Genomic DNA, 11543 nt, shown 5'->3' on the forward strand with positions numbered 1-11543 from the left:
GCGCTCACGACATCGCCACCGGTGAGCAGTTGCTTCACGCCGCGCAGGGCCGGGAAGTTGTTGTCGACCACCTGGGTGAAGAGGCCGGCGGTGAGGTGCAGCGTCGTCACGCCGTGCTTCACCAGCACCGACTCCAGCTCCTTCAAGTCGGAAGGCGAGTGGGGTGGGAACACCACGAGCCGCGCGCCATGGAGCAGCGGGCCCCACAGCTCCAGGGTGGACGCATCGAACGAGACTGGCGCGATGAGGAGGAACGTCTCGTCAGGGCCGAGGTGCGCGTAGTCGTTGCCGAAGACGGTGCGCAGCACAGCCGACTGCGGAGTGCCGACGCCCTTGGGCCGGCCGGTGGAGCCGGAGGTGAAGTCGATGTACGCGAGGCTCTCGGGGCGCGCCGTGGAAGGCGGCGCGTGCACGGGCTGCTCTTCCACGGGCACGTCCTCCATGACCAGCGTGACGAGCCTCTTCGTGGGCAGCTTGGGGAGCAGGTCGCGCGAGGTGATGAGCACGCGCGGACGCGCGTCCTCCACCATGGCGGCGAGGCGCTCGCGCGGATACGACGGGTCGAGAGGCACGTAGGCGCCGCCAGCCTTGAGGATGGCCACCAGCGAAACGATCAGCTCCAGCGAGCGGTCCAGGGCAATGGCCACGCGCGAGTCGGTGGACACCCCCAGGCCACGCAGATGCCAGGCGAGCTGGTTCGCACGCGCATCGAGCTGGCGGTAGGTGAGCTTCTCCTCGCCGAACTCGACAGCCACCTTGTCCCCGTGACGGGCCACCACCTGCGCGAAGACTTCGGGCAGGGTGGAGCCACGCGGGTACTCAGTGGCAGTGGCGTTCCACTCCACCAGCACCTGACGCCGCTCCGTCTCGGTGAGCATCGAGATGGAGGCCAGGGGCGTGTTCGGCCGGGCGACGAGGGCCTCCACCAGCACCTGGAAGTGCTCCGCCATGCGCGCTGCGGTGGCGGGCTCGAACAGGTCGGTGTTGTACCGCAGGGGCCCCTGGAAGCCTTCCGACGACTCGGACAGGCTCAGCTCCAGCTCGAAGCGGACGGTGGGGTTGTTCACCTCTTCCATCGGGCGCAGAGCCAGTACCGGCTTCCGAGCCTGCTCCGGAGCTTGCCTCGACGCGGCCGTGGGCGCGTTCTGCAGGGCGAAGATGACCTGGAACAGCGGGCTGCGACTCATGTCGCGAGCGGGCTGCAGCTCTTCCACCAGTCGCTCGAACGGCACGTCCTGGTGGGCGTACGCGCCCAGCGCCGTTTCCTTCACCCGGCGCAGCAGGTCCAGGAACGAGGACTGGTCATCCACGTGGGCCCGCATCACCAGCGTGTTGATGAAGAAGCCGATGAGGCCCTCCAGCTCGCCACGCTGGCGGCCCGCGATGGGCGAGCCCACCGAGACGTCCTGCTGCCCGGAGTAGCGGGACAGCAGCACCTGGAACGCGGCGAGCAGGGCCATGAAGGGCGTGAGGCCTTCCTCATGGCAGAGCGCCTTGAGCTTCTCCGTCGCGGCCCGAGACAACGCCACCGGCACGTGCGCGCCACGGAAGGTCTGCACGGGCGGACGAGGCTTGTCGGTGGGCAGCTCCAACGCCGAGAGGCCGGAGAGCTGCTTGCGCCACCAGCCGAGCTGCTCGTCGAGCACCGCGCCCTGGAGCCACTGGCGCTGCCAGACGGCGTAGTCCGCGTACTGGAGCGGCAGCGGCGGGAGCGGCGAAGACCGGCCCTGCGAGAAGGCGTCGTAGAGCGCCGCCACCTCACGCACCAGCACGCCCATGGACCAGCCGTCGGAGACGATGTGGTGCAGGTTGAGCGCGAGGACGTGATCCGTCGGTCCCAGCTCGAACAGCTGGGCGCGCATCAGCGGGCCGGTGGAGAGGTTGAAGGGCGTCAGCAATTCCTCGCGCAGACGGCGCTCGAGCTCGGCGCGGGCGGCGGAGGGCTCCAGGCCGCTGAGGTTCGTCACCTCCAGGGGCAGCTGGCCCTGGGGCGAGATGACCTGGAGGAGCTGGCCCTCCTGCTGGGTGAAGGTCGTGCGCAGGGCCTCATGCCGGAGCACCAGCGCCTCGAGGCCGCGGCGCAGGGCGTCCACGTCCAGCGGCCCGTCCATGCGCACGAAGGTGGGCATGTTGTAGGAGGCGCTGCCGGGCTGGAGCTGGTCGATGAACCACAGGCGCTGCTGGGCGAAGGAGAGCGGCAGCGGCCCAGTGCGGGGCACGGGGATGAGCGGTAGCGCGGCCCTGTGATTGAAGGCTCCCGGCGCATTGATCCGCTCGGCGAGGGCAGCGACGGTGGACGCCTCGAAGAGGGCGCGCAGGGGCAGCTCCACGTCGAAGGTGGAGCGGATGCGGGAGATGACCTGCGTGGCCAGCAGCGAGTGTCCACCCAGCTCGAAGAAGTTGCCGGTGATGCTCACCTGCGGCAGGCGCAGGACCGCGGCGAACAGCTCCGCCAGCTTCTCCTCGGTGGGATTGCGAGGTGCGACGAAGGACTCCGCCTTGGAGATCAGCGCCGCGTCGGGAGCGGGCAGGGCCTTGCGGTCGACCTTGGCATTGGCGGTGAGGGGCAGGGTGTCCAGGCGCACGAGGGCGGAGGGCACCATGTACTCGGGAAGCCGCTGCTTGAGGGCGGTGCGAAGGGCGGCCAGGTCGAGGGACTCGGGGGCGGCGAGGTAGCCGACGAGGCGCTTGTCGCCGGGGACGTCCTCGCGCACCAGGGCGACGGCCTGGGCCACGTCGGGGAAGGCGAGCAGGGCTGCTTCGACTTCGGCGAGCTCGATGCGGTAGCCGCGCACCTTGACCTGCGCATCCGCGCGGCCGAGGAACTCCAGCGTGCCGTCCTTGCGCCAGCGAGCGAGATCACCGGTGCGGTAGAGGCGAGCACCCGCGACGCCGGAGAAGGCGTCGGGGACGAAGCGTTCGGCGGTGAGGGCGGGCTGCTCCACGTAGCCGCGAGCGACGCCGTCGCCGCCGATGAACAACTCCCCGACGATGCCCGCGGGCACCGGCTGGCCCGAGGCGTCCAGCACGTACACCTGGGTATTGCCAATGGGCTTGCCGATGGGGACGGACGGGCCGACGTGCTCGACGTCCGTCATGCGGTGGGTGGAGGCGAAGAGAGTCGTCTCCGTCGGGCCGTAGCAGGCCGTGACGGGGATGCGCAGTTCTTCGAGGACGCGGCGCACGTGAGGCGCGCTCACGACGTCACCACCGGTGAGCAACTGCTTCACGTTGCGCAGGGCGGGGAAGTTGTTGTCCACCACCTGGGTGAAGAGGCCGGCGGTGAGGTGCAGCGTCGTCACTCCGTGCTTCACCAGCACGGCTTCCAGTTCGTTCAGGTCGGAAGGCGAGTGGGGCGGGAAGACGACGAGCCGCGCGCCATGGAGCAGCGGGCCCCACAGCTCCAGGGTGGACGCATCGAACGAAACCGGCGCGATGAGGAGGAACGTCTCGTCAGGGCCGAGGTGCGCGTAGTCGTTGCCGAAGATGGTGCGCAGCACGGCGGCCTGCGGGGTGCCGACGCCCTTGGGCCGGCCGGTGGAGCCGGAGGTGAAGTCGATATAGGCGAGGCTTTGGGGTAGGGCGGCCGCGGGAGGCGCGGACGTCGGCTGCGTGTCCAGGGACACCTCTCCCAGCACCACGGTGGTCAGGCCTTCGGTGGGCAGCTTCGAGAGCAGCTCGCGCGAGGTGAGGAGGACGCCCGGACGCGCGTCCTCGACCATGGCGGCGAGGCGCCCACGCGGATACGACGGGTCGAGAGGCACGTAGGCCCCACCGGCCTTGAGGATGGCCACCAGCGAGACGATCAGTTCGAGCGAACGGTCCAGGGCAATGGCGACGCGCGAGTCGGTGGACACCCCCAGGCCGCGCAGATGCCAGGCGAGCTGGTTCGCACGCGCATCGAGCTGGCGGTAGGTGAGCTTCTCCTCGCCGAACTCGACAGCCACCTTGTCGGCATGGCGGGACACGACCTGCGAGAAGACCTCGGGCAGGGTGGAGCCGCGCGGGTACTCAGTGGCAGTGGCGTTCCAATCCACCAGCACCTGCCGGCGCTCCGCCTGGGTGAGCATGGAGATGGAGGCCAGGGGCGCGTCGGCCTGGGTGACGAGCGCCTCCACCAGCACCTGGAAGTGCTCCGCCAGGCGCGCTGCGGTGGCGGGCTCGAACAGGTCGGTGTTGTAGCGCAGGGGACCCTGGAAGCCTTCCGGCGTCTCGGACAGGCTCAGCTCCAGCTCGAAGCGGACGGTGGGGTTGTCCACCGCGTCGAGCGGGCGCAGCGCCAGCGCCGGCTTCCGAGCCTGCTCCGCCGAGGCGGTGGGTACGTTCTGCAGCGCGAAGAGGACCTGGAACAGCGGACTGCGGCTCATGTCACGAGCGGGCTGCAGCTCTTCCACCAGTCGCTCGAAGGGGACGTCCTGGTGCGCATACGCGCCCAGTGCCGCTTCCTTCACCTGGCGCAGCACGTCCCGGAAGGAGTGGCGCGCATCCAGTTGCGTGCGCATCACCAGCGTGTTGACGAAGAAGCCGATGAGGCCTTCGAGTTCCCCGCGCTGACGGCCGGCGATGGGCGAGCCGACAGAGATGTCCTGCTGGCCGGAGTAGCGCGACAGCAACACCTGGAAGGCGGCGAGCAAAGCCATGAAGGGCGTGGCGCCCTCCCGCTGGCACAGCGCCTGGAGCTGTTGGGAGACACCGGCGGGTAGCGCGACAGGTAGCTTCCCGCCGTTGAACGTCTGCACGGGCGGACGGGGCTTGTCGGTGGGCAGCTCCAGGGTAGCGGCGCCGGAGAGGTGCTGCTTCCAGTACGCGAGCTGCTCGTCGAGCACCGCGCCCTGGAGCCACTGGCGCTGCCAGACGGCGTAGTCGGCGTACTGGATGGGCAGGGGCCGCAGGGGGGAAGGCCTGCCCTCGGAGAAGGCCGCATAGAGGGCGCCCACCTCGCGCACCAGCACGCCCAGGGACCAACCGTCGGAGACGATGTGGTGCATGTTGAGCGCGAGGACGTGGTCCGTCGGGCCCAGCTTCAATAGTTGGGCGCGCATCAGCGGCCCGGTGGAGAGGTTGAAGGGCGTCAGCAATTCCTCGCGCAGACGGCGCTCCAGCTCGGCGCGTGCGGCGGAGGGCTCCAGGCCGCTGAGGTCCGTCGTCACCAGCGGGAGCTCGCCATGAGGGGCGATGAGCTGGAGGGGCTGGCCCTCCTGCTGGGAGAAGGAGGTGCGCAGGGCTTCATGCCGGCGCACCAGCTCCTCGAAGCTGCGCTGCAACGCCGTGACGTCCAGCGGCCCGTCCATGCGCACGAAGGTGGGCATGTTGTAGGAGGCGCTGCCGGGCTGGAGCTGATCGATGAACCACAGGCGCTGCTGGGCGAAGGAGAGCGGCAGCGGCCCGGTGCGGGGCACGGGGATGAGCGGTGGCGCGGCCCCCTGATTGGAGGCACCCGGCGCATTGATGCGCTCTGCGAGGGCGGCGACGGTGGACGCCTCGAAGAGGGCGCGCAGGGGCAGCTCCACGTCGAAGGTGGAGCGGATGCGGGAGATGAGCTGCGTGGCCAGCAGCGAGTGACCGCCCAGCTCGAAGAAGTTGCCGGTGACACTCACCTGGGGCAGGCGCAGGACACCCGCGAACATCTCCGCCAGCTTTGCCTCGGTGGGAGTGCGCGGGGCGACGAAGTCCTCTGGAGAGGTCGGCGCGGCGTCCGGAGGGGGAAGGGCCTTGCGGTCGACCTTGGCGTTGGCGGTGAGGGGAAGGATGTCCAGGCGCACCAGGGCTGAGGGCACCATGTACTCGGGCAGCCGCTGCTTGAGCGAAGCGCGCAGTGCAGCCAGGTCAAGCGACTCGGGAGCGGCGACATAGCCGACGAGGCGCTTGTCGCCAGGGACGTCCTCGCGCACCAGGGCGACGGCCTGGGCCACGTCGGGGAAGGCGAGCAGGGCGGCTTCGACTTCGGCCAGTTCGATGCGGAAGCCGCGCAGCTTCACCTGCGTGTCGGCGCGGCCGACGAAGTCCAGCACTCCGTCACCGCGCCAGCGGACCAGGTCTCCGGTGCGGTAGAGGCGGGCACCGGGCTCGCTACCGAAGGCGTCGGGGATGAAGCGCTCGGCGGTGAGTGCGGGCTGTCCGACGTAGCCGCGCGCCACGCCGTCGCCGCCGATGAACAGCTCACCGGTGACACCGACGGGCACCGGCTGGCCATACGCGTCCAGCACATACAGCCGTGTCCCCGCGATGGGGCGGCCGATGGGCACGGTGCGTTCCACCTGCTCGCCGACCGGGTAGGAGGTGGCGAAGACGGTCGTCTCGGTGGGGCCGTAGAAGGCGGTGACGGGAAGGCTTAGCTCGTCCACGGCGCGGCGCACGTGAGCGGGCGACACGACATCGCCACCCGTCATGACGTGCTTCAGGGAGAGCAACCCTGGTGGCGGGGTGTCCACCAGCTGGGTGAAGAGGCCGATGGTGGCCCACAGGGTGGTGACGCCCGAGGACTCGATGACGCGGCCCAGTTCCTCGAGGGACGCCGCATGCGGCGGCATGACGACGAGGCGAGCACCGTGCAGCAACGCGCCCCAGATTTCGAAGGTGGAGGCGTCGAAGGAGATGGGGGCGAACTGAAGGAGGACCTCGTCGGGCCCGAAGTGGGCGTAGTCGGTGCCGAGGAGGGTGCGCAGCACGCCGCGGTGGGTGGTGCCGACGCCCTTGGGCCGTCCGGTGGAGCCGGAGGTGAAGTCCACGTAGGCGAGCGAGTCGGGCAGGGCGGCCGGAGTCAGCGCATGCGTCGGCTCGGAAGAGAGCGCCGCGTCCTCCAGCACCACGGTGGAGAGTCCGTCCGCCGGCAGACGAGGAAGCAGCGCACGTGTCGTGACGAGCGCCTGGGGACGGGTGTCTTCCAGCATGCCCGCCAGGCGCGCCTGCGGGTAGGACGGGTCCAGCGGGACGTAGGCACCGCCGGCCTTGAGGATGGCCACCAGTGAAACAATCAGCTCCGGCGAGCGCTCGACGGCGAGCGCGACGCGGGAGTCCGCGCCTACACCGAGCCGACGCAGGTGATGCGCGAGCAGGTTGGAGCGCTCATCGAGCTGGCGGTAGGTGAGCTTCTCCGTACCGAACTCGACAGCGACCTTGTCTGCATGACGGGCCACGACGTGCGCGAAGACCTCCGGCAGCGTGGCGTCGCGCGGGTAGTTCGGGGCCGCGATGCTCCAGTCTTGCAGCACCTGCCGGCGCTCCGCCTGCGTGAGCATGGGCACGGACGCGAGGGGGGCGTCGGTCTGGGTGACGAGCGCCTCCACCAGCACCTGGAAGTGCTCCGCCATGCGCGCTGCGGTGGAGGGCTCGAAGAGGTCGGTGTTGTAGCGGAGGGGGCCCTGGAAGCCTTCCGATGTCTCGGACAGGCTCAGCTCCAGCTCGAAGCGGACGGTGGGGTTGTCCACCCCCTCCAGCTGGCGCAGCGCGAGCGCCGGCTTGCGGGCCTGCTCCGGGGACTGCTCCGCCGAGGCGGTGGGCGCGTTCTGCAGCGCGAAGAGGACCTGGAACAGCGGGCTGCGGCTCATGTCGCGAGCGGGCTGCAGCTCTTCCACCAGTCGCTCGAAGGGCACGTCCTGGTGGGTGTACGCCTCCAGCGCGGTTTCCTTCACCCGGCGGAGCAGGTGCAGGAACGAGGACTGGTCATCCAACCGGGCCCGCATCACCAGCGTGTTGACGAAGAAGCCGATGAGGCCCTCGAGCTCCCCGCGCTGACGGCCAGCGATGGGCGAGCCGACGGAGATGTCCTGCTGGCCGGAGTAGCGCGACAGCAACACCTGGAAGGCGGCGAGCAGGGCCATGAAGGGCGTGGCGCCCTCTTGCTGGCACAGCGCCTGGAGCTTCTCCGACGTGGTCCGAGACAGCGCCACGTGTACGTGCGCGCCACGGAAGGTCTGCACGGGCGGACGGGGCTTGTCGGTGGGCAGCTCCAGGGTGACGGCGCCGGCAAGGTGCTGCTTCCACCAGGCGAGCTGCTCGTCGAGCACCGCGCCCTGGAGCCACTGGCGCTGCCAGACGGCGTAGTCGGCGTACTGGATGGGGAGGGGGCGCAGAGGGGAAGGCCTGCCCTCGGAGAAGGCCGAGTAGAGGGCGCCCATCTCGCGCACCAGCACGCCCAGGGACCAACCGTCGGAGACGATGTGGTGCATGTTGAGCGCGAGGACGTGGTCCGTCGCTCCCAGCTTCAACAGCTGGGCACGCATCAACGGCCCGGTGGAGAGGTTGAAGGGCGTCAGCAACTCCTCGCGCAGACGGCGCTCGAGCTCGGCGCGGGCGGCGGAGGGCTCCAGGCCGCTGAGGTCCGTCGTCACCAGCGGGAGCTCGCCATGGGGGGCGATGACCTGGAGGGGCTGGCCCTCCTGCTGGGTGAAGGAGGTGCGCAGGGCTTCATGCCGGCGCGCCAGTTCCTCGAAGCTGCGGCGCAGTGCTTCGGAGTCGAGCGGCCCCTCCATGCGCATGAAGATGGGGATGTTGTAGGAGGCACTGCCCGGCTGGAGCTGGTCGATGAACCACAGACGCTGCTGCGCGAAGGAGAGCGGCAGCGGCCCGGCGCGGGGCACCGGGATGATGGCGGGTGCCTGGGTCCCGGACGCGGACTCGATGCGCTCGGCGAGGGCGGCGACGGTGGACGCCTCGAAGAGGGCGCGCAGGGGCAGCTCCACTCGGAGCTGGGAGCGGATGCGGGAGATGACCTGCGTGGCCAGCAGGGAGTGTCCACCCAGCTCGAAGAAGTTGTCGTGGACGCCGATGCGCTGCACCCGGAGCACCTGGGCCCAGAGCGCGGCGAGCTGCTCCTCGGTGGGGTTGCGAGGTGCGACGAAGGACTCCGCCTTGGAGATCAGCGCCGCGTCCGGAGCGGGCAGTGCCTTGCGGTCCACCTTGGCGTTGGCGGTGAGGGGCAGGGTGTCCAGGCGCACCAGGGCTGAGGGCACCATGTACTCGGGCAGCCGCTGCTTGAGGGCGGCGCGCAGGGCGGACGCGTCGAGCGATTCGGGAGCGGCGACATAGCCGACGAGGCGCTTGTCGCCGGGGACGTCCTCGCGAACCAGGGCGACGGCCTGGGCCACGTCGGGGAAGGCCAGCAGGGCCGCTTCGACTTCGGCCAGCTCGATGCGGAAGCCGCGCAGCTTCACCTGCGTGTCGGCGCGGCCGACGAAGTCCAGCACTCCGTCACCGCGCCAGCGGACCAGGTCTCCGGTGCGGTAGAGGCGGGCGCCGGGCTCGCTACCGAAGGCGTCGGGGATGAAGCGCTCGGCGGTGAGGGCGGGCTGGCCAACGTAGCCGCGCGCGACGCCGTCGCCGCCGATGAACAGCTCACCGGTGACGCCCACGGGCACCGGCTGGCCGTACGCGTCCAGCACGTACAGCCGTGTGCCCGCGATGGGGCGGCCGATGGGCACGGTGCGTTCCACCTGTTCGCCGACCGGGTAGGAGGTGGCGAAGACAGTCGTCTCGGTGGGGCCGTAGAAGGCGGTGACGTGGAGGCGCAGTTCGTCCCCGGCGCGGCGCACGTGGGCCGGCGACACGACATCGCCACCCGTCATGACGTGCTTCAGGGTGAGCAGCCCTGGTGGCGGGGTGTCCACCAGCTGGGTGAAGAGGCCGATGGTGGCCCACAGGGTGGTGACGCCCGAGGACTGGATGACGTGGCCCAGTTCCTCGAGGGACGCCGCCTGCGGCGGCATGACGACGAGGCGTGCACCGTGCAGCAGCGCGCCCCAGATTTCGAAGGTGGAGGCGTCGAAGGAGATGGGGGCGAACTGGAGGAGCACTTCCGCGGGCCCGAAGTGGGTGTAGTCGGTGCCGAGGAGGGTGCGCAATACGGCGGCCTGCGGAGTACCGACGCCCTTGGGCCGTCCGGTGGAGCCGGAGGTGAAGTCGATATACGCGAGGCTCTGGGGCAGCGCGGCCACGGGAGGTGCTGACGTGGGCTGTCCCTCCAGGGACACCTCGCCCAGCACCACGGTGGACAGGCCTTCGCCAGGCAGCTTCGAGAGCAGCTCGCGCGAGGTGATGAGCACGCCGGGACGCGCGTCCTCCACCATGACGGCGAGGCGCTCACGGGGATACGACGCGTCCAGCGGGACGTAGGCGCCGCCGGCCTTGATGATGGCGACGAGCGAGACAATCAGCTCCAGCGAGCGCTCCAACGCAATCGCCACGCGTGAGTCGGTGGACACGCCCAGTCCGCGCAGGTGGTGCGCGAGCTGATTCGCACGCGCATCGAGCTGCCGGTACGTGAGCCGCTCCTCGCCGAGCTCCACGGCGACCTTGTCTCCGTACCGGGCCACTGCGTGCGCGAAGACCTCGGGCAGCGTGGCGTCGCGCGGGTAGCTCGGGGCCGCGGTGTTCCAGTCTTGCAGCACCTGCTGGCGCTCCGCCTGCGTGAGCATGGGCACGGACGCGAGGGGCGCGTCGGCCTGGGTGACGAGCGCCTCCACGAGGACACGGAAGTGCTCCGCCATCCGCTGAGCCGTCGTGCTCTCGAACAGGTCGGTATTGTAGCCGAACGAGCCCTGGTAGCCGTCGGGGGTCTCCATCAGGTTGAGCTGGAGCTCGAACTTGATGGTGGGGTTGTCCACTGCGTCTACCGGGCGCAGCGTCACTGCCGTCTTCTGGCCCTGCCCCTCGGGCATGGGGGTGTTCTGCAGGGCGAAGGACGCCTGGAACAGCGGACTGCGGCTCATGTCACGAGCGGGCTGGAGCTCTTCCACCAGTCGCTCGAAGGGCACGTCCTGGTGCGCATACGCGCCCAGTGCCGCTTCCTTCACCTGGCGCAGCACGTCCCGGAAGGAGTGGCGCGCATCCAGTTGCGTGCGCATCACCAGGGTGTTGACGAAGAAGCCGATGAGGCCCTCCGTCTCCCCTCGTTGACGGCCGGCGATGGGCGAGCCAACGGAGATGTCCTGCTGGCCGGAGTAGCGGGAGAGCAGCACCTGGAAGGCGGCGAGCAGGGCCATGAAGGGCGTGGCGCCCTCCCGCTGGCACAGCGCCTGGAGCTGTTGGGAGACACCGGCGGGTAGCGCGACAGGCAGCTTCCCGCCGTTGAACGTCTGCACGGGAGGACGGGGCTTGTCGGTGGGCAGCTCCAGGGTGGCTGCGCCGGCAAGGTGCTGCTTCCAGTAAGCGAGCTGCTCGTCGAGCACCGCGCCCTGGAGCCACTGGCGCTGCCAGACGGCGTAGTCGGCGTACTGGATGGGCAGGGGCCGCAGCGGGGAAGGCCTGCCCTCGGAGAAGGCCGCGTAGAGGGTGCCCACCTCGCGCACCAGCACGCCCAGGGACCAACCGTCGGAGACGATGTGGTGCATGTTGAGCGCGAGGACGTGGTCCGTCGGGCCCAGCTTCAATAGCTGGGCGCGCATCAGCGGCCCGGTGGAGAGGTTGAAGGGCGTCAGCAATTCCTCGCGCAGACGGCGCTCCAGCTCGGCGCGTGCGGCGGAGGGCTCCAGGCCGCTGAGGTCCGTCGTCACCAGCGGGAGCTCGCCATGAGGGGCGATGAGCTGGAGGGGCTGGCCCTCCTGCTG

At 70.0% G+C, this 11543-nt stretch carries 1 protein-coding gene; it reads right to left on the reverse strand.

Annotated elements, in window-relative coordinates; translation table 11 throughout:
• Positions 1-11543: non-ribosomal peptide synthetase (locus G4D86_RS51165; protein WP_164003012.1), on the reverse strand; the 11543-nt coding region annotated here is incomplete at both ends.

It is taken from the genome of Pyxidicoccus caerfyrddinensis (assembly GCF_010894405.1).
Classification (GTDB): Bacteria; Myxococcota; Myxococcia; order Myxococcales; family Myxococcaceae; genus Myxococcus; species Myxococcus caerfyrddinensis.